Below are 20,554 nucleotides of genomic sequence, written 5' to 3'. Positions count from 1 at the left end.
TAAATGAGAAAGCACCACGACGAAAAGCTGCGGAGTAGCGGCTTTTTTATCGCCAAAAGAGAATAAGAGCGGGAGCCAACCCAGGTGTAAGACCCCTGGGCTTATGACGACTAAGATCGTGACACTGTAGAATTTGGCGTCCGCTTAGAATCCCTGCCAATCTCTGCGGTCTACACTTTCGCAAAGCAGCGAAGAAATAAGGCAGAGGTCACAACAACATGTTTATCCCCAAGGCGCTGACAACCTTGATCGGCGCAGCCGCTCTGACAGCCCTGCCTTTAATGGGTTTGACCGACGGCGATAGCCATTCCCAGGTGGCTGCAGACACTGAAGCCCGCCTGCCGCTGGAAGACCTGCGCAGCTTTGCCAAAGTTTTCGAGCAAATTCGCCAGGGCTATATCGAGGAAGTGGACGACCGCACCCTGCTGGAATACGCCATCAAGGGCATGCTGCAAGGCCTAGACCCGCACTCCTCCTACCTTGATCGCCGATCCTTTGACGATTTACAAGCCAACACCACCGGTGAGTTTGCCGGCCTCGGGATCGAGGTGGGCATCGAAAACGACCATATCACCGTCGTCACCCCCATGGACGACACCCCCGCCTCCCGTGCTGGCCTCAAGGCCGGCGATGTCATACTGCGCTTGTCGGGCAAATCCATGAAGGGCGTGAGCCTGGATGAAGCGGTGGAGTGGATGCGTGGGCCCAAGGGCAGCAGTGTCACCCTGACCATCGCTCGCAAAGGTTTTAAAGAACCTTTCGATGTAACTCTCAAGCGGGACACCGTGCGCGTGCGCAGTGTGCGCAGCAAAGTCCTCGACGATGGCTACGGTTATCTGCGCATCAGCCAGTTCCAGCTGGACACCGGCGCCGATGTGGCCGACGAGCTGATCAAGTTGCAGAAGAAAGGCGCGCTGAAAGGGCTGGTTATCGACCTGCGCAACAACCCCGGTGGCGTGCTGCAATCCTCGGTGGAAGTAGCGGATGCATTTTTGGAAGAGGGCCTGGTGGTCTACACCGAAGGTCGCAATGAAGCCGCCAACCTGAGCTATTCCGCCGAGCCGGGCGATTTAACCGAAGGCGCTCCGCTGGTTGTATTAATCAACGCGGGCTCCGCCTCTGCAGCGGAAATTGTCGCCGGCGCCCTACAGGACCACCGCCGCGCAGTGGTGATGGGCACCGACAGCTTCGGCAAGGGCTCGGTCCAAACGGTGATCCCTATCAATAATGAACGCGCCATTAAGCTGACAACTGCGCTCTACTTCACTCCCAATGGCCGCTCAATCCAGGCCCAGGGCATCACACCAGATATCGTGGTAGAGCGGGTAAAAGTTACCCGCTTGGACGACTCTCCCAGACCCACTGAAGCGGATTTGGCCGGGCATCTGGACAACGGTAACGGTGGTGCCGACCGGACTTCTGAAGACCGCTCGAGAGAACAGGAAGAACGGGAAGACTGGATGGATCGTGACAATCAAATCTTCGAAGCCCTCAATGTACTCAAGGGCCTCAATCTCTACGCTCACAGGGACAGGGGTTTGCGCGAGCGCCTTGCCCGCGCAGACGAACAGCAGTAGCAGAGTGCGGCGGGCCCTGGGCCCGCCGTGCAAGACCTACACCTACCTACAAGCGCATTTCAATCCCTGCGCTGTGCATAAACGCTTTCGCTTCGGCAATGGTGTATTCGCCGAAGTGAAAAATACTCGCCGCCAATACCGCATCCGCACCGCCGTGTAATACGCCATCCGCCAGGTGCTGTAGATCTCCCACACCACCGGAAGCAATGACTGGCACTTGAACCGCCTCAGTAACCGCCCGGGTCAGGGCCAGGTCAAAACCGTTCTTGGTGCCGTCGCGATCCATACTGGTCAGCAGGATTTCGCCGGCACCGTATTCGGCCATCTGCCGGGCCCAAGCCACTGCATCAATGCCAGTGGGCTGGCGCCCGCCATGGGTGAAGATCTCCCAGCGGCCCTCTCCCACCTGTTTGGCATCAATGGCCGCCACAATACACTGGCTGCCAAAGCGCTCGGCGGCCTCGCGTACAAACTCGGGATTTTTCACCGCCGCTGAATTGATGGCAGTCTTGTCCGCACCGGCATTCAGCAGATTGCGGATATCTTGCAAGGTGCGCACACCGCCGCCAACAGTGAGGGGGATAAACACCTCGTGGGCCATTTTCTCCACGGTGTGCAGGATGGTATCGCGCTGCTCGTGGGTGGCGGTGATATCGAGGAAAGTGACTTCATCCGCGCCCGCTTCGTTATAGCGGCGGGCAATTTCCACCGGGTCGCCGGCATCGCGGATGTCGACAAAATTAACACCCTTCACCACGCGGCCGTTGTCTACATCCAGACAGGGAATAATACGTTTCGCCAGAGCCATTACTTGTTCCGTTGGTCGCAAAGCTGCTGCGCTTCGCGCAGGTTCAACTTGTCTTCGTAGATCGCCCGGCCGGTAATCGCACCGTAGATTTCACCGGCATCCAACAGCTGTTCGATATCCTCGATGCTGCTGACACCGCCGGAGGCAATAATGGGCACCTGCACTGCGCGGGCCATTTCCAGGGTCGCCTCAATATTGACGCCTTGCATCATGCCGTCGCGGGCAATATCTGTATAAACAATAGAGCTGACGCCACAATCGGCAAAGCGCTTGGCCAGTTCTGTCGCCTTCAGCTCGGAGACCTCAGCCCAGCCCTCAGTAGCCACCAAGCCATCTTTGGCATCGAGCCCGACAATAATATGGCCCTCAAACTCGCGACACGCCTCTTCCACCAGCTTGGGATTTTTTACCGCCGCAGTGCCGATAATCCCCCACTGCACACCGGCATCCAGATAGCGCTCGATAGTGTGCAAATCGCGAATGCCTCCGCCAATTTGCACCGGTAAATCGGGAAACTGTTTGGCGATAGCAGTTACCGCTTCACCGTTCACCGGGTTGCCGGCGAAGGCACCATTCAGGTCCACCAGGTGCAGTCGCTTGGCTCCCTCGTTCACCCAATGCTGAGCTGTAGCCAGGGGATCATCGGAAAATACAGTGGCGTCATCCATCTCGCCCTGGCGCAGGCGCACGCATTGGCCGTCTTTTAAATCTATCGCGGGAATTACAATCATGTCTTTTCTTACGTCGGCAGTAATTTCAGTGTGATCGGTGAGCTGGGTCTATTGGGCCCGGCCGTTCCAGTGGACAAAGTTCTTTAGCAGCTGCAAGCCAGCCTCGGCACTCTTCTCCGGGTGGAACTGGGTGGCGAAGATATTCTCCCTGGCAACTGCGGCAGCCAGGGGAATGCCGTATTCGGCTTGCCCGGCAATATCCGGATTTTCAGCAGCCGGCACATAGTAGCTGTGGACAAAGTAGAAACGGCTGCCATCGGCAATATCGGCCCACAGGGGGTGCGGCTGACGCTGCTGAACACTGTTCCAGCCCATATGGGGCACCTTGAGCCGTTCAGCACTCTGCGCCGGGGGAATGTTGTCGCCGAAGAACTTCACCGGCTCCGGGAAAATCCCCAGGCAATCAACGCCATTATTCTCCTCGCTGTGGTGCATCATAATCTGCATACCCACACAGATACCCAGCACCGGGGTACCCACACTGATAGCCTCGCGAAGCAGCGGCGAAAAACCCGCCTCGACAAACCCTGCCATACAATCCCGAATGGCACCCACACCGGGCACCACCAGGCGCTCTGCGCCCTCGGCCTGCTCCGGAGTTTGTGCCAGCACCACCTCGGCCTCCGGCGCCACCTTGTTCAGGGCGCTGGCCACCGAGTGCAGGTTGCCCATACCGTAATCGAGTACCGCAATCTTACCCATCACAAGACTCCTTTGGTGGAGGGCATGGTGCCGGCCATACGGGGGTCCGGGGTCAACGCCATACGCAGGGCGCGGCCAAAGGCTTTAAATACAGTTTCCACCTGATGGTGAGCGTTGTGGCCACGCAGGCAGTCAATATGTACGGTTACCAGCGCGTGATTGACGAAGCCCTGGAAGAACTCAAAAAACAGTTCAGTATCAAAATTGCCGATCCGCTTCTGGGTGAAAGGCACATCCATAACCAGGCCGGGCCGCCCGGAGAAGTCGATTACGACCCGGGAGAGCGCCTCATCCAATGGGACATAGCTGTGGCCGTAACGGGTCATCCCCTTTTTATCCCCCAGCGCTTCGGTAATGGCTTTGCCCAGGGTAATGCCGATATCTTCCACCGTATGATGGTCATCGATATGAATATCGCCATCGCAGCTAATGTCCATGTCGATCATGCCGTGGCGGGCAATTTGATCGAGCATATGCTCCAGGAAAGGAACCCCAGTCGCGAACTTGCCATGACCTTGGCCGTCCAGGTTAACGCTGACTTGAATCTTGGTTTCCAGGGTGTCACGGGTGACGCTAGCTGTACGCATCGAAAGCGATCCTTATTTGCACGATAAGACAGAGGGCGCAAATTATAGGATGAATGACATCCCCTGTGGCTCTCTAGTGTCAGATGAAACTTGATTCGTAATTGTTTAGCCCTATCATGCACCGCATGGTTACTCTAAAGCGCCGAAAATCCCATTACTGGGCCAGCCTGTTCCTGTTACTCGCCGTAGTAGCAGCTCAGCCGCTGTGGGCGGAGCACTTCCACCTGGGCAATACCCAGGTAGAGATGTGTGACCTGTGTTGCATGCATTCACCTGCAGCACTCGGCAGCGAGCCATTGCTCGTACAGGCTGAGCCCCAAAGTCACTACGAACGGCCCTCTGCGCCAACCGCGCGCGATTGCCAGCCAGAGCGCCAGAGTGCGCGCGCCCCTCCCTTCTTCCTGTCACTCAGCTAACACCCAAAAACCGATATTTTTTTAATGAATGCCCGCGCTGGAGCGCGTATGGCATTGTCCGCCTGTGACAGGAATAAAAAACAATGACTAAGTTCAATACTTTAGCCCTGGCTATTGCCAGCTTGGCCGTGCCCGCTATTTGCGCCGCAGAAGACAGCAACAAACTAGAAGAAGTTAACGTCACCGTATCTCCCCTGGATAAGCCCGCCGACGCAGTAGCTGCGCCGGTATCGGTGCTCTCCGGCGAGACCCTGCGCAAAGCCGCTTCCGCCACCCTGGGCGAAACCCTGAAGAACCAGCCGGGAGTGGCCAACGCCTCCTTCGGCAGTGGCGTGGGCCTGCCGGTTATTCGCGGCCAGAGCGCCAACCGGGTGAAGATCCTGAACGACAACCTGGATGTCTCTGACGCCTCCAACACCAGCGCCGATCACGCTGCCAGTATCGAACCTCTACTGGCGGAGCGCATCGAAATACTGCGCGGACCGGCGGCACTGCGCTACGGCAGCGGCGCTATCGGTGGGGTGGTAAATATTATCGACGGTCGCATCCCAACTGAGGTACCCGAGGAAGTTGAAGGCGCGGTTGAGATGCGCCACGACACTGCCAACAACCAGGATGCCTCGGTATTCCGCTTTACCGGCGGTGCCGGGCAGCTGGCCTGGTACTTCGACGGTGTCTACCGCGAAAATGACGATACGGAAATTCCCGGCCTCGCTATTGTCGAGCACGAGGAACACGAAGAGCACGACGAGGACGAAGGCGAGCACGAGGAAGAATTCAACACCGACGGCTACGTCGGCAACACCAACGCCCGCGCCCACAGCTACAGCGGTGGAGTTTCCTGGATTACTGAAAGTGGCTATATCGGTCTGTCAGTAAACAAGCTTGAGAACAACTACGGCATTCCCCTCGGCACTCACGAGCACCACCACGATGATGAGGAGCACGACGAGGACGATCACGAGGAACACGAAGAGCATGAGGAGGAGAGCGAAGCCGAAGCTGTGCGTATCGATATGGCGCAGACTCGCTACGACCTCAAAGGCGAGCACCGCTTTAACAGCAACTATTGGGACAAGTTACGCCTGCGTATCGGCTATAACGACTACGAGCACGTAGAGTTGGAAGAGGACGCAGCCGGTACCCGCTATGCCAACGAAGCCTGGGAAGGTCGCTTGGAAATCACCCATGACAGCGGTAGTGAGTGGCGTGGCGCCTACGGTCTGCAGTTGTCCGATAAAGACTTTACCTCTGACGAAGGGGCATTTATCCAGCCCTCCCGCACCCGCAGCGCCGGCCTCTTCACTATGAAGGAACGCGAATGGGGCAACTGGCACCTGGACCTGGGCGCGCGTATTGAGCGTGTCGATGTCGACCCGGAGACCGCAGAGGATCGCGACTTCAACCTGTTCAGCACCAGCGCTACCCTGCAGTACTTCCTGCAAGAGCACCAGCATATCAGCGTCGGTGCCACCCGCTCCGAACGCGCCCCGGTAGCCGAGGAGCTATTTGCCGATGGTGAGCACCTGGCCGAGTCCCGCTATCTCATCGGTAACAGCGAACTGGACAAAGAACGTTCCTTAAACCTGGAACTGGGCTATCACCACCATAACGAAGCGGCCAGCGGCTGGCATGCGGCACAGATTGAAGCCAGCGTCTTCTACAACCGCATCGGCGACTACATCTACGGACAAAACACCAATGACCTGTTTGAAGAAGAGCTGCCCATTTACGCCTATGCCAATCGCGATGCCACCTTCTACGGTGCTGAAGCCTCGGTGAAATTTCCCCTGCGCAGCAACTTCTACCTGACTCTGTTTGGCGATGTTGTGCGCGCGAGCTTCGACGAAGATATCGCCGGTGAGAGTTCCGATGTGCCGCGCATGCCTCCCCTGCGCCTGGGTCTCGCCCTGGGAGCAGAGTACGACCAGTGGGGTTGGGAATGGCGCACAGTCGAAGCTGCAGACCAGGATCGCGCCGGCGCCTACGAAGAGGAAACCGACGGCTATACCCGCATGGACCTGAGTGCCCACTACAACTTCAACATCGGCAGCAGCGACGCGGTGATCTTCGCCAGCGCCCGCAACCTGCTCGACGAAGAAATTCGCAACTCCACCTCACTACTGCGCGACTACGCTCCCGAAGCTGGTCGCAGCGTCGAAGCCGGTGTGCGGTTTATTTTCTAATAAACACCTGCTTCAATGGCCCCGCAGTGCTTTCCCAGCCTCGCGGGGCTGCATCTCCTACAATTCCGGCATAACCTATTTGTAGAAGTGCGCGGGAACATCGAGCCGCGCTGCGGCGTCATATGCGTGACACCACACGACAAATACACAGGGACAATGCTCTCCATGGCCTGGATAAAGCGCACTTTTATCGCACTTTTAATCGTTTTCCTGCTACTCGCTGGCGCCGTCGCCTGGCTGTTAGCAGGACTCGACATCAACCAATACAAACCCCAGTTAGAAAAACTCGCTGCTAAGCAGGGCATCTCCCTGCAACTGGAAGGTGATATCGGCTGGCAGTTGTGGCCCAAACTCGGCCTGCAACTTGAAGATGTACAGCTGGCTCCATTAAAGCTACCAAAACAAACTCTGGTGAAAGCAGAAAAAATTGCCATTGGCGTGGCCCTCAAGCCACTACTGCAACGCAAAGTAGAGGCTGAGGAGATAGTCCTGGTAGCTCCGCAAATTGAGCTCACCGTCGACAAAGAAGGGCGCGGCAACTGGGAGCTGATCAGCGAGGCCCTGGAAGCGCAGAGCAAGCAACCTCCCAAACTCTCTATCCCCAAGGAACAGGAAGAGCCTTCACAACAACAGGTCGACCTGAGCCTGCAAAAGCTGCGCATCGAGAAGGGCGTGGTGCTCTACAGCGATGCCCAGACCAACAAAGAGTACAAAGTCCAAGACCTGCAGGTAAGCGTTATTAACCTGGTGCCGGGTGGCGAGCCGGGCAAACTCACTGCCGCAGCAGACCTTACCGGCAGCGACCTCAAACACCCGCTGAAGCTAAAAATTGATAGCACGCTCGCCCTGGATGAGGGCCTCAATGGGCTGCGCCTGCAACCGCTACAAGTAGACCTCACCTCTGAGAACAGCGCCAAGGCCAGCCTGCATATGCGCGGCTACCTGCGCAGGGACAGCAACACCCAACCCTGGCGTATACAACTAAACGTCAACGCCAATGCCGACCCTCTGCGCCCCTGGTTTGAACTGACGGGCACAGAAATCGATACCCGCGATAAAGCGGCACTGCAAAAGCTGAGTATCGAAGCGAGCGTGGAAGGTACCGAGCAAAAGCTCGACCTGACACCGCTGCAATTGAAACTGGACGACGTCACCTTTAGCGGCAACGCCCAATTGCGCAACGCAGAAATGCCCGGGCTGGACCTGAACCTGCGCGGCGGCGCCTTTAACCTGGATAACTATCTGCCCCCTTCGAACGAAGATGAGGCTGGAGCCGCTTCGGCAAAACAAACCGAGGGAGTGGAAGCACAGAGTGCGCAAGCTCCCGCCGCTGAAGGCAAAAAGCAGGGAGAGCAGGCGGCACAGAGCGATCAAACTGAAATCGCAGAAAAACCAAAGAGAACAGTAGCTGCCAAACCGCCCGCGGCAGAACCCCTGCCACTAAGCGACCTGCGCGGCTTCAACGCCAATATCAGCCTGGCACTGGACCAACTGCAAGCCGCTGACCTGCAAATGGACAGCCCAGAAATCCAACTCACTGTGGATAACGGCCTCTATCGACTGCAAAAATTGAGCGCCGATATCTATGGTGGCCAGCTGAACACGAATGGCCAGCTCAACGCTCGCGCCCAGTCCGCCGAGGCGCAGATGCGCGGCGGTCTCACCAATGTGGATATCGGCAAGGTCCAGGCTGCCCTCTTCCCCAGTGAAGACGTCCAGCTGGCTGGGGAAGCCAGCGTTAACTGGAGTGCCAGCACCAAAGGTAAAACATCCACAGCCTTAGAGAAAAACCTGCGCGCCTCCGTTGAGGTTTCCAGCAAGGAAATGTCGATTTCTCCATTCAACCTGGAGAAAAACATGTGCCAGCTGTTCAGCTACACGGAAAATACCGAAATGCCCACCCGGGACTGGCCCAATAGCACCGGACTGCAGGACCTTCGCGCCACCATCGCGGTGAAAGGCGACCAGGTAGATGTGAGCGAAATTCTCGCCGGTATCGAAAATATCGCCCTGACCGGTGACGGAGAGGTGGACCTGAAGAAACAGGACTTCGACTTCAAGCTCGGCTTGGCCCTGGTGGGCGAGAGCACCTCCGCCGACGGCTGTACCGTGCGCAACAAGCGCTGGCGCAACCGCCCGCTGCCACTGCGCTGCAAGGGCGACTTCGACAATGTGAACATCAGCACTTGTAAACCCGACAGCCGCCGCCTCGACGACTTGCTGCGGGAAGAACTGAAGCACAAAGCCGAAAAGAAATATGGCGATAAAGTTGAAGAAAAGGTCGACGAGCTGAAAGAAAAATTGAAAAATCTCTTCGGCCGCTAAGGCCCCGCTAAAGTGCACCGGGGTCCACCCGGTGCACAACTCCAGCGTTCAACCACAGATTCCAGCCCGCAGTATCCCCATGACCCCAAAGCAGTTCCAAAATGCCGTCCTGAAATGGTTCGACAAACACGGGCGCAAAGACCTGCCCTGGCAGCAGGACATCAATCCCTATCGGGTTTGGGTGTCCGAAATCATGCTGCAACAGACCCAGGTCACCACGGTGATTCCCTACTTTGAGCGCTTTATGCAGAGCTTCCCCACCCTGGAAAGCCTCGCCCGCGCGCCTCAGGACAAAGTCCTGGCTCACTGGAGCGGCCTCGGCTACTACGCCCGCGCCCGCAACCTGCACAAGTGCGCCCAGACAGTGCAGGAGGAATACGGCGGGGAGTTTCCCCAGGACGTAGAGGAACTGACCGAATTGAGCGGCATAGGCCGCTCCACCGCTGGCGCTATTGCCAGTATCAGTATGGGACTCAAGGCGCCGATCCTCGATGGCAACGTCAAACGGGTGCTGGCCCGTTTTCACGCCGTGGAGGGCTGGCCCGGACAGACCGCAGTTGCCAATCAACTGTGGGAACTGGCCGAGACCTACACCCCAAACCAACGCGTTAACGACTACACCCAGGTGATGATGGACCTGGGTGCCACCCTGTGCACCCGCTCAAAACCACGCTGCGAGGAATGCCCGGTGAAAAAATCCTGTGTGGCTCACGCCCAGGGCAACCCACAGGATTACCCCGGCAAGAAACCGCGCAAGGAAAAGCCGGTGCGCAGTGCCACCCTGCTCTTGCTTGAACACAAAGGTGAAATCTATCTGGAACAGCGTCCGCCCAGCGGTATCTGGGGAGGACTCTGGAGCCCACCTGAAGCCGACAATACCAGCGACTGGCTCAAGGCAAAGCGCTGGCGTGCCAGTGACGTCCAAACCCTGCCGACCCTGCGACACACCTTCACTCACTTTCACCTGGATATTTCCCCGGTGTGGGTACAACTGAGCAAAGTCCCAGCACAGGTGGCGGAGAGCGGCGCTGGCTGGTATAAACTGCGGCGTTTAAACCGCCCTCGTGCGGCCCAGGAACTGGGGCTACCCGCCCCTATCGTCAAGCTGGCAAAACAACTACTGGCGCTGCAGGCTCCCCTGCTCACGCCGACCACTGCCGACTAAAACCAGGAGGAGTCCATGTCCAGAACCGTATTCTGCCGCAAGTACCAAGAGGAATTGGAAGGTCTGGATGCACCGCCCTTTCCCGGCCCCAAAGGCATGGATATCTTCGAGAACGTTTCCAAAAAAGCCTGGCTGGAGTGGATGTCCCACCAGACCATGCTGATTAACGAAAAGCACCTGAACATGATGGAACCCTCAAGCCGCGCCTACTTGAGCGAGCAGATGATGAAGTTCTTAAGCGGCGAGGAATACGACGCAGCCGACGGTTACGTTCCGCCGGAACAGCAGTAACACAAGGCCCCGAAGCTTCCCCGGCAAAGAAAAAAAACTTTTTTATAATCAAGGGGTTGACTCTGACCCGGGGAAGGGCTTTAATACGCGCCTCGCGACGCAGGGGAAGCCCAGCAAGATCGCAAAGCCCGGATAGCTCAGTCGGTAGAGCAGGGGATTGAAAATCCCCGTGTCGGTGGTTCGATTCCGCCTCCGGGCACCATATCCAAAAGCCTCATCCGCAAGGATGGGGCTTTTTTTATGCCCCTAAAGCAACCCCTCAGCCAACGCCATGTCTCGCACTAAAGCCCAACCCTTAAGGGTATCCTAGCGTTAAACTACATTGGCACTTCAACCGATACAAAGCCAAAACTTGCGCTAGGGACTAGCAGAAAAAGCAGCCCGATAATCGGAGCAGCTTTAAGACACTAAAAGAAAGCAGCTTCCTATAGATAGCCTTTAATAGTGCTGCCCCAGTTAGCACCCTTACCTTCAATTCACATTAGCGGCAACATCTAAGAAGTGAACTATAGGCAAACTCAACTCTTTACACTCAAGGGTTTTGAGCAACAAAAAACATACCTGGCTTGAGCGGCCCAGGAAGAGCCGAGGAGATAACATTAAAAATCTTCCGCTTATCATTTTTTAAGAGGACATTTTTGTTTGAATGGTCTGAAAATCTATAATCAAAATGGTTTTCATATCTAAACCTTAGCAGATTAAATCCTAGCTCTGCCAAATAAAAACTCAATTCTTTTTTGGTATACTCACGGAAATGCCCTGGGTTGTTATGATTTTCTCGGATTAACTCATATGGATTTCTACCAAATATAATCTTCAGCCTTTTATGTAGAGCAACGGCATTGGGCGTTTGTATTATAATAACGCCCCCTTTATTTAGAAGAGTCTTAAGAAAGCCTAAAACCTGACTTGGGGAAGTATATAAATGCTCAATAACTTCAGAAAATATTATTATATCGTATTTAGGGATATCCCTTCTCCACAAGGGCCTATCTCTACAATTATTTAAATTAAAATTAAAGTGACGGGAGATAGAGTTATCATTTTCGCGCTCAAGACCTAATGTGTCTACATTTTGAAATTTACTGATCAGGACTTCAGTAAAATCAGACCTACCAATATCTAAGATTCGAAATCCATCTTTATAATAATGATTGACAGTATCAAATAAAATTTGAAATCTGGGAAAATGATATCTCAAATATCCGCTAAGAGCCCGCTTTTTGAGGAGGCCATACAATTCTTCAGCCATAAATGTCCATTTTAATTTAACATACTATATTTAGCATAGTACCAGATTATTTTTAGTAAAAAAGCTAATTCTTCTGTATTATTACAGCTCTTATTGATGTTCAAGTGCCGCTATCGTTTCACTTTGTAGGGCGCTCCTACCACTTACCCCTAGCCATTCTTTCTTTAACCCATACCATCTAGCTCAACTCATACCCACCCCTTATCTTTGATTGGTATAATCACTACCAAATAGAGTGCAGTGAAGACAAGCTACGTCGATCACAAAAGATCCGCCCAAGCGTTTAAGCCAGAAACCGATGATACGTACACTCAGGTTTAATTCGCATATACAAATCTTATACACTGCCAGAAAAAAAGAGGAGGGAGCAATTCGAGAATAGATCTATATGGAGTAAATTTTACAAGCGAATTTACTTCTATATCAAACCAACAAAGTCTATGTGTACATCCTTTTCAGCATTAAATATACAAACTTTATTTATTCTCATCCTAATACTCAACAGGCGTGAACCCTCCACCGAGGATGCACAAAATTTGAATGGCTGATTAAATTCCAGCGCCTTGATACAATAGGCTGCACTACAATATGGAGTAATAATATGAAGGGTTTGATGTTTAGCCTTTTGGGGGTTTTTCTTATTTCGGGCTGTGGTGGATCTGGAGGAGGTTCTAGCGATTCAGGAGGATTCTCTCTTTCAACAAACAGTCTGAAGTTTGAAGCTGCCTGGGATGAGGGGGGGTTACCTACCAAAGAGGTTACCGTAACTTCAAAAAGCGGGAGTATTTATTTAAGTGTTTCCTCATCAGGAGATGCTCTTTCTTCAGCTGTACTTAGCACTAATAACTCAGATAAGGCAAAGATCAAGATCACCCCGAAAGACCCTAGCTCCTTCGAAGAGTCAAAAACCTATTATGAAACAATTACAGTAACAGCATGTAGTGACAATGTTTGCTCAACTGGGTCTAAGGGCCAGCAAACTATTAAAGTGCAAACTACGATTACCGGTGGCCCTTCTATAATTGTAGACAATTCTCCAATTACCTTCTCTATGAATGAGGTGGATACGGAAGCACCGAGCCCAAAATCATTTAAAGTTAAATGGGCTGGTGATTCTTTTTCAGAATGGTCAGCTTATATAAATTGGAACAATTACCATCTAAAGCCGTATCGATATGCCAGTTCTGCCATCAATAGCTCGGAAGGGCTAGTGACAATAACCCCTTATACTGGGAATCCCTCTGAAATGATAGATGGGACTACTATTATCACCGCAACAGCTGCATCTGGCGCTGTACGAAGATTTCAAGGCCCCAAGGTAGAAATAAAGGTTAATCCCGCAATATCACTAGATGGAGACTTAAATTTCACTTTTGACTCTAAGAGTAAGCTAGAGGATTTAACCCGGACTTTAACTCTTTCCACCTCAACTCAAAGGCCGGTTTCCTGGACTTTGACAGCTCCTTACGACCCCTGGATCAAGCTTTCACAAACAGAAGGCACATCTACTGGAAATCAAACAGTAACCCTAACTTTAGATAAGGAATCCATCGATCGTCTGTCAATGGGAGATACCAAGTATTATCTAGAACTTAAAGTTGACGATGAAATGTTTGATCACTTTGAATTTTCAAACACTCAATTTTATAAGAGCTATACAGGCTTAATTAATATGACCCTGCCACAAATCCGCGGGTTTGGTCCCAGGGCAACTCTGCCTGGCACAGATACGGATATACTGGTGCGCGGTCGCGGCTTCCCAGAAGCTCTAGTCGAATTAAATTTCGGCAATACAAAGTTACCTGTAAAAGAGTTCCGATCCGAGAATGAACTGCTAATTAGCAGCTCTGGCTTAGCGGAAGGCTCCTATGTACCACAGTTATGGTTTGATACTGGTATTTTTGAACGAAACCAAGCTAGCCTTCATATCACTGAAGCGCTAAACCCTATAAATGCTAAGTATAGTTTTGATAGTGAAATAAATATTTCAGCTTTTACATTTAGCCCTGCCAATAATGCCCTTTATATTGTTTCTTCTGGAAATACTGAAAATGATATTTGTACTAGCACTTTACAAAAAATCACTCTAGATAGCACTGGACTAAGTGCAAGCAGTGTAGACCTAGAACTATGCGATGTAAGACAAATTGCTACCAGCTTTAACGGGAGAGACCTGATTCTTGTTGAAGCTGGCTATACTTTCTTTCGTTATCCCATGAATGATTTAGAAAGTGGACAACTAACAACTATTAGACATGTAAACGAAGAAACTACTAGTAGACTCTATGAATTGCGCCTAAGCGCAGATGAAACGGCAACTTTAGTGCGAGAATCTACACTGGAAACCAAACTTATAGTTATTGACTTAAATCCTGGCCAATTTATTGGTCATAAATTCGAATTAGATGGGTATAGCCGTTTTATTTTTGAAGAAACTGATGGTTCAGGATTTGGCTTAATGAATTACAACAGCCGTTATGATAATTTTAATGATTTCTATAGAGTTGATAGCCAGCTACAAACCATACTATTAGAAAGAAGTACTTTTGATCTTGGGAACGTTGCTTCACGTTCCCATAGACAAGCTCAAGCATCCAAAGATATGACCGTTATTTACGCTAGAAGTGATGCAGGATCATATCCAATCCAGTATGAGTTTATCTATCCATACAACAATATAAGAAGACCGTGGAATGATTATAATGACAGCTTTGACAGAGCATTTGCACTTAAACCAGATGGTAGTGGATTTTATGCCGATCGCAATGGAGTAGATATTGCCGAATATACTATATCTGGCCTAGGGGACTCCATTGATTTTTCAGGAACTATAATTGACACTGTAAACGATGAATTCAATGACGAGCTGCTTTTAACACCTGATGGAAAGCAATTATTCCATATTAGCCTCGGCGGCATGATAACCCTATATGACCTTGATCAATATTAATGACCGGGCAACCAAGCGATAACTGTCCAATTATCATTTATTAATTGACGGCCTCTTACTTTCAAGTAGGGGGCCATCAAACCAATTACTTAATTTATAAAAATAAAGAAGTCAATATCACTTATTGTACCTACTTAAATAAATACAGAGATTGAAAACAAATTCATCATAAAATCAAACTATCAAGGAAAACTCCGCTACAGCGGGCGCAATCAATTACAAAGTCTTACATGGTCGTTACGTAATATCATTGATTTCATCAAAAACCTCGGAAAACTGTATTTTTTTCATACAGAAAAACACGGTAACTAGTACATCAATCCAAACTACCTTTCACTTGGTACTGGTACAATAAATTCCGCATCTATTATTCAATTATTCTTTGCTTTAAGCTCCGCACCTTGATAAACATCAACGTAGGATTAAAAAATGATAAATAAAAAAAGCATTGCAATAGTCTCTTTACTAACAATTTTTATCGGTGGCTGTGCTACTTCTTCTACTGGAAATAAATCTATACAAGAAGAAAATGAGGCCACCCTAGAAAAGAAAATTACCATAGGAGAAACCACCAAGGCAGAAGTGAGAACTATGTTTGGATCACCGATGAGTACTAATTTTGCAGATGGAAATAGAGAGGTTTGGGCGTACTATTTATCCGAAAGCAAAGTTGATGCGGTGAATTATGTACCCATCGTAAATAGATTTGGAAGCTCCACTACTGGAAAGAATAAACAACTTGTTATTATGTTTAAAGATGACGTTGTTGAAAAATATAATATGTCTGAGACAGACATGAGCAACAAATCTGGGGTTTTTAACAACTAAAATTATAATTTTTATTGGTTCTAACTCCTGAAAAACATGTATGGTTTAAAATAATCTATACATGTTTTTCAATACACCAAATAATTTTTATCGCGCTTGGTTTAAGTTAAGATCTGCAGCCTCTAGCTAAATAAGGCTAGAATGAAACCTAATTTCACAGCCTTGCTAAATAAAAAAGTGAATTTAGGGTTTCAAGAGTCTTTACATATTTAAAGCCAAATAAAAATTGAGCCCTTATCAACATCTATAAAAAATATTTTCTTCATGTTATTTTACAATGACAAAATTATAGCCTAAATAAATATATAATTTTAAACTCCTACTCCCAAACAATATGTATAATAAAAACATCTAAATAACTGTTGCACGAAAGCGTCTTTAATAACGTATAGCCTTCTCTCCACTTCAGAGTGAACAAATCTGTGCTTTAACATTTCTAGCTAGTACTTTCATCAAACTATTGGACGGTAGAAAGAATATATACCATACAAACAATCCAGCTAAGCATGAAAGTTATGTGGAATATTGTCCTTATAGTAGAATGTTATTAGGGCTAATTTTCTAGAGCGTAAAAGCTAACGTAAGAAAATTGGTAACAATAGAAAGACTCTTGCTTTATATCAGAGGTATATAGATGTCAGCGGGAAAGCCTGATAAAAATATTCATATTATCTAGGGGAGCATTCTCGTTTTAATTGTGTTGAGTTTTTGCTGTATAAAAGTGAAAAAATTGGCTCTTTACGTATCAAAGTGGGAAATAGCGAGCTAGAACTACAAGTGGATGGTAACAACAGTGCAGTTTCAATTAGAGCTGTACTGGACAAACTCTTTCAGGACGAAGAAGCTCGGCGTGAATCCAAGGCCTTACTTAAAGAGTTTGGCAATTTCTATTTACTCACAGATCCTGAGTTAATTGGAGAAATTGAAAAACAACCTATTAAATCTGATGTTTCTCAACGTTTGCGCGAGCTTCTCTATGGATTGAAAGGGCCTTTTGATCGACAGGCTCACAGCTACTACGATATCAAAAGCGTGCAGGTTGTCGATGCGATTAGAGATTTGGAATTTAACCATCCAGTGTCTAAAGGCCTACGAGAGATGCTAATTTACAGACGTGGCCCCTTTGAAGAAAGATCCAAAGAAGTATTGCTAAGCATTCCCGCAGGCAATAGTATTCCATCAGGAAGAGCGGCATCCTGTCGCGGCAATGATTTTTTCAGGCGGAAATTCGTATTTTTAATACTCAGCGAATAAGTTCAATTTCCGTCTTTGTCAGCGGTAGTTTTCCTTGTACTGCTGACACTTCCAATGACATACATCGCCTAATTCAACTTTCCTATGCCGATATGAAGAACCTATTGGGAGATTCTCCTGTGGGAGCCAAGGAGCCCGCCCTTGCTGAGATCATGATGAATATCAATTAATTGTTGGAAGTTCTGCCGTCAGGCAGTTCATCCTCTCGCATTCATCCTTATTACTGCTAACCTTGGGCCTGCAAAGGAATAAGAATAAAGGGAATCAAAGTATGGCCCAACCATTTCACCTTGAGCGTTTTGTGACGGCGCAAGAAAGCTCTTATGAAAGTGCCCTGAGTGAGTTGCATAGCGGCCATAAGCGCTCCCACTGGATGTGGTATATATTCCCCCAGATCTCCGGCCTGGGGCACAGCGCGACATCCGAACATTTTGCAATTAAAAACCTGGATGAAGCCCGGGCTTACCTGGAGCACCCTGTACTCGGCCCCAGACTCAAAGAGTGCTGCAAGGAGTTATTGCAACTGAATAATTACTCCGCTTACCAGATATTTGGCTCACCGGATGATGTAAAACTTAAGTCATCCATGACGCTATTTTCTATCGCCGATCCCAAAAATAAGCTATTTGATGAAGTGCTGGAAAAATACTATGAAGGACATAAGGATCCTCGTACTTTCGAGATACTGAAGGTTACTGTCCAAAATTAGTTGCCCACAAGGATGGGGCTTTTTTATGATCGAAAGGCTGGATGGCAATCATTATCTGAACCACTATATTGGCGTACAAGCTGTAGTATCCATACCCAGAGAATCTACTACCCTACCCGTATTAAATTGCCCTCACCATTATAAGCTGAACCGATCAGCACCTCTTTCCCCCAAAGAAACTGTAAATCTGCTACCCACCTTAGAACTCTCTCCATTCAATTTCTATTTGTTGTTGACAAGACTATTCCTACCCCAGCCTTGGACTCTCAACTTTTCGAAATCACGATTTGATGCTAATGCATACAACTTGGACCTGGTCGATGTCTATAATGGTAACGGCAAATAAAATCCAAAGTTCAGCCAAATTAGAGACTTTCTATGGCACGAAGAGTACCCAAAAAAATTGTCTTTATTGGCTCCAGTTCTATCTATGGAAAAGGTGATACAGAACTAGGCGGATTTGTTCAAAGATTCCGATTTCGGTTCGAAACTTTAGATCCCCATAATATAGTTTACGCTCTGGGAATATTCGGAGAGAACGCGAACTCTTTAGCCATAAGAATTTCCCGAGAACTGCCTCCAAGAAGGCCACACTTAATCGGGATATATCCTGGTTTCAATGATATTTGCCGTATCGGCGGACCAAAGGCTGAGAATTCTGTAGCGCTGGACTCTTTCCGTCAAACAGTGCGACAGCTGTTACAAACAGCTAAAACCATCGCGCCGTCCTTCCTAATGACAGGTATTCCGTTCGATGAGCAACGAACTATTCCCTTTAGGAATAGTGATAGCTATTTCTATCAGGCTGATGCGGACCTTTATAACCAAGCTATGAGAGAATCTGCCACTGCCGAAATGATCCCCATACTGAAGTTTGACAATTTATGGCGAGATCTTGAATTTATTACCCTTCTCTCAGAGGATGGCCTCCATGCAAATCCTAGGGGACATCAATTACTGTATGAACAGACTTGGGATTTTATCTCTAAAAATTACTTTTAGTATTTATACATATTTTTCAATCAGATAAATTCTGAAAAAAATATAATGACCAGCACGATATTAAATAGCTTATATTTGTTTTTTGTCATTTTATAAATGATCATCCATACTTTACATTTGCCACTTTTTCTCCATTTCAAGCTTCCTTTAGATACAATAGAAGTAATTAAGATTTGAAGATGAAATCTTCTATGGCCTTATTTGCATTGGCAGAAGAGGGCAGAACTTTGTTTGATACAATCCTGGAGAAATACTACGAAGGTCAAAAAGACCCTCGTACTCTGGAAATTCTAGTTATGCCGCAATAGAAACCGGGAACCCTCATTTAAGCCATCACTTTAACAGTCAGGCCGTTTGGGCAGCTTCCTCCTCCAGGTTGTCGCTGCCTAACAAGCGGTCCATCACCAGACAGGCTGTCAGATCCCCGGTCACATTGACTGCTGTACGGCACATATCGAGAATCCGATCCACCCCCAGAATCAGCGCAATACCTTCCGGTGGGACACCAATACCGGCCAGAATAGTAGCAAGAATAACAATACCCACTCCAGGAGTACTGGGTGACCCAATAGATGCTCCCACAGTGGTCACAGTGAGACCCACCAACTGTGCAGTGGTTAAGTCAATGCCATATACCTGAGTTAAAAATACCGCGGCAATCACCTGATACAGCGCTGTGCCATCCATATTCACGGTAGCGCCCAGGGGCACAATAAATTTGGCGATGGATGGTTTTACTCCCAGGGGACTTTCTGCAACTTTCATTGACAGCGGCATTACCGCAGCAGAGCTGGATGTGGAGAATGCCAGCAGCTGCACTCCGCTAATTCTCTGCAAAAATGTGATCGGGCCGACGGAGGTCACCAGGGAAACAATTATCAGGTAAAAACTGAGAAGAATAAGTAGTCCCAGAATCACGGTGCCCACATACACAGACATTCCCAGAATTGCAGTGAGACCCACGCGAATAGCAATATCTGCCAGGAGGCCAAATACGGCCAGGGGCGCAAACAGCATGGCCCAGCCAACTACCTTAAGTGCCACCTCCTGAATAATGCCAAAAGCGTATACAGCGGTTTCCCGCTGCTTTTGCGGCAACAGCATCACGGCAACGCCAATAAAAATCGCGTAGACCACCAGCTGCAACATATTGCGCATGGCAATACTTTCGTTGAGGTTGGCGGGAATCAATTCAGCAATACGCTCGGGAAGGGGTTTGGACTCCATAACCTGGGGGGCGCTTGCAACCTGCAACTCGGTGGCGGCGCTGAGCAGGGACTCATCGATATAGTCGCCGGGTTGGATCAACTGGACCAAGATAATGCCGATAATCACCGCAACAGTGGTAGTGCCGACAAAGTAGGGAGCGATGCGCAGCCCGACCCGTTTAAGCTGACTGACATTCCCGCTGCCACTGAGCCCCAGGATGATTGAAGACATAATCAGCGGTATCACCACCATTTGGATCATATTCAGAAAGATGGAGCCCGGCAGCTTAAACCAGCTGGCCAATGCCGCACTGAGATCCTGGCTCACCAGCGCGGCCCCTTCAGGAGATAGCAGCAGGCCGACAGTTAGCCCCAGGATCATGGCGACCACTATCTGCATCCACAGGCGAGTGCGCACCAGCACACCGAGGGATTCCACCATTCGGATCAGATAGAAATTTGTACCATTGCTCATTGTTGGTATTCCGAATTACCTGAAATAGTTAGAGGCATTATGTCCCAGGGCCATTAAGGAAACCTGACGGTCAGATCAAGTCCTGGGC

At 49.6% G+C, this 20,554-nt stretch carries 18 protein-coding genes and 1 tRNA gene; 13 read left to right on the top strand and 6 right to left on the bottom strand.

Annotated features, from left to right (window positions below; translation table 11 throughout):
* Positions 1-218 precede the first annotated feature (218 nt).
* Complete coding sequence (locus ACJJI6_RS17640; protein ID WP_413663753.1) at positions 219-1,577, top strand: S41 family peptidase; 1,359 nt, start codon at positions 219-221, stop codon at positions 1,575-1,577.
* 46 nt (positions 1,578-1,623) lie between these two features.
* On the opposite strand, the gene hisF is transcribed toward ACJJI6_RS17640, so the two are convergent.
* From hisF to hisB, 4 genes are read right to left on the bottom strand one after another with little or no spacing between them, the layout of a single operon-like run.
* The gene (gene hisF / locus ACJJI6_RS17635; protein ID WP_475711439.1) at positions 1,624-2,385 is read right to left on the bottom strand and encodes an imidazole glycerol phosphate synthase subunit HisF; all 762 of its coding nucleotides are present in this window, start codon (positions 2,383-2,385) and stop codon (positions 1,624-1,626) included.
* The gene (hisA, locus tag ACJJI6_RS17630) at positions 2,385-3,116 is read right to left on the bottom strand and encodes a 1-(5-phosphoribosyl)-5-[(5-phosphoribosylamino)methylideneamino]imidazole-4-carboxamide isomerase (RefSeq protein WP_413663754.1); all 732 of its coding nucleotides are present in this window, start codon (positions 3,114-3,116) and stop codon (positions 2,385-2,387) included. Before hisA ends, hisF begins: the two co-directional genes overlap by 1 nt.
* A 48-nt stretch (positions 3,117-3,164) precedes the next feature.
* Positions 3,165-3,818 carry an imidazole glycerol phosphate synthase subunit HisH gene (gene hisH, locus ACJJI6_RS17625; RefSeq protein WP_282930764.1) on the bottom strand — a complete coding sequence of 218 codons (654 nt, stop codon included), beginning with the start codon at positions 3,816-3,818 and terminating at the stop codon, positions 3,165-3,167.
* Positions 3,818-4,405 (bottom strand): imidazoleglycerol-phosphate dehydratase HisB, encoded by a 588-nt coding sequence (hisB, locus tag ACJJI6_RS17620; RefSeq protein ID WP_282930763.1) that lies wholly within the window; start codon positions 4,403-4,405, stop codon positions 3,818-3,820. Before hisB ends, hisH begins: the two co-directional genes overlap by 1 nt.
* 101 nt (positions 4,406-4,506) lie before the next feature.
* On the opposite strand from hisB, the gene ACJJI6_RS17615 reads away from it, so the two are divergent.
* The 6 genes from ACJJI6_RS17615 to ACJJI6_RS17590 all read left to right on the top strand — a co-directional run bounded on the left by ACJJI6_RS17615 (position 4,507) and on the right by ACJJI6_RS17590 (position 10,990).
* Positions 4,507-4,821: a hypothetical protein gene (locus ACJJI6_RS17615; protein WP_444892326.1), complete on the top strand. Its 315-nt coding sequence runs from the start codon at positions 4,507-4,509 to the stop codon at positions 4,819-4,821.
* Between the two features lie 83 nt (positions 4,822-4,904).
* A complete protein-coding gene (locus tag ACJJI6_RS17610; RefSeq protein ID WP_475711437.1) occupies positions 4,905-7,007 on the top strand; it encodes a TonB-dependent receptor in 2,103 nt (700 codons plus the stop codon).
* Between the two features lie 165 nt (positions 7,008-7,172).
* Positions 7,173-9,332, top strand: a complete 2,160-nt coding sequence (locus ACJJI6_RS17605) for an AsmA family protein (protein WP_475711435.1) — start codon at positions 7,173-7,175, stop codon at positions 9,330-9,332.
* A gap of 79 nt (positions 9,333-9,411) precedes the next feature.
* Complete coding sequence (mutY, locus tag ACJJI6_RS17600) at positions 9,412-10,497, top strand: A/G-specific adenine glycosylase (RefSeq protein ID WP_475713470.1); 1,086 nt, start codon at positions 9,412-9,414, stop codon at positions 10,495-10,497.
* A gap of 15 nt (positions 10,498-10,512) precedes the next feature.
* Positions 10,513-10,788, top strand: coding sequence for an oxidative damage protection protein (locus ACJJI6_RS17595; protein WP_282930759.1), 276 nt, complete (start codon positions 10,513-10,515; stop codon positions 10,786-10,788).
* A 126-nt stretch (positions 10,789-10,914) separates the two neighbouring features.
* Positions 10,915-10,990, top strand: a tRNA-Phe gene (locus ACJJI6_RS17590).
* Positions 10,991-11,320: 330 nt separating this feature from the next.
* Here the strand turns inward: ACJJI6_RS17590 and ACJJI6_RS17585 are convergent.
* Positions 11,321-12,040 carry a methyltransferase domain-containing protein gene (locus ACJJI6_RS17585; RefSeq protein ID WP_475711434.1) on the bottom strand — a complete coding sequence of 240 codons (720 nt, stop codon included), beginning with the start codon at positions 12,038-12,040 and terminating at the stop codon, positions 11,321-11,323.
* 601 nt (positions 12,041-12,641) lie between these two features.
* Here ACJJI6_RS17585 and ACJJI6_RS17580 point away from each other — a divergent pair.
* From ACJJI6_RS17580 to ACJJI6_RS17555, 6 genes are all read left to right on the top strand, one after another.
* Complete coding sequence (locus ACJJI6_RS17580) at positions 12,642-14,990, top strand: BACON domain-containing protein (protein WP_475711432.1); 2,349 nt, start codon at positions 12,642-12,644, stop codon at positions 14,988-14,990.
* Between the two features lie 429 nt (positions 14,991-15,419).
* Positions 15,420-15,818, top strand: a complete 399-nt coding sequence (locus ACJJI6_RS17575; RefSeq protein WP_444926235.1) for an SEN1984 family lipoprotein — start codon at positions 15,420-15,422, stop codon at positions 15,816-15,818.
* A 708-nt stretch (positions 15,819-16,526) separates the two neighbouring features.
* Positions 16,527-17,072, top strand: a complete 546-nt coding sequence (locus ACJJI6_RS17570) for a hypothetical protein (protein WP_475711430.1) — start codon at positions 16,527-16,529, stop codon at positions 17,070-17,072.
* Positions 17,073-17,343: 271 nt separating this feature from the next.
* A complete protein-coding gene (locus ACJJI6_RS17565) occupies positions 17,344-17,781 on the top strand; it encodes a DUF1810 domain-containing protein (RefSeq protein ID WP_475711428.1) in 438 nt (145 codons plus the stop codon).
* A gap of 378 nt (positions 17,782-18,159) precedes the next feature.
* Positions 18,160-18,783: a GDSL-type esterase/lipase family protein gene (locus ACJJI6_RS17560; RefSeq protein ID WP_475711426.1), complete on the top strand. Its 624-nt coding sequence runs from the start codon at positions 18,160-18,162 to the stop codon at positions 18,781-18,783.
* 179 nt (positions 18,784-18,962) lie between these two features.
* Entirely contained in the window at positions 18,963-19,091 is a 129-nt protein-coding gene (locus ACJJI6_RS17555; RefSeq protein ID WP_475711424.1) for a DUF1810 family protein, read from the top strand.
* A gap of 37 nt (positions 19,092-19,128) precedes the next feature.
* Here ACJJI6_RS17555 and ACJJI6_RS17550 read toward each other — a convergent pair whose 3' ends face one another.
* Positions 19,129-20,466, bottom strand: coding sequence for a dicarboxylate/amino acid:cation symporter (locus tag ACJJI6_RS17550; RefSeq protein WP_282930708.1), 1,338 nt, complete (start codon positions 20,464-20,466; stop codon positions 19,129-19,131).
* Positions 20,467-20,554 lie beyond the last annotated feature (88 nt).

It is taken from the genome of Microbulbifer maximicatervae (SeqCode) (genome assembly GCF_056232625.1).
Note: the sequence above shows the minus strand (reverse complement) of the source record. Positions and strands in the feature narration are given on the sequence as shown.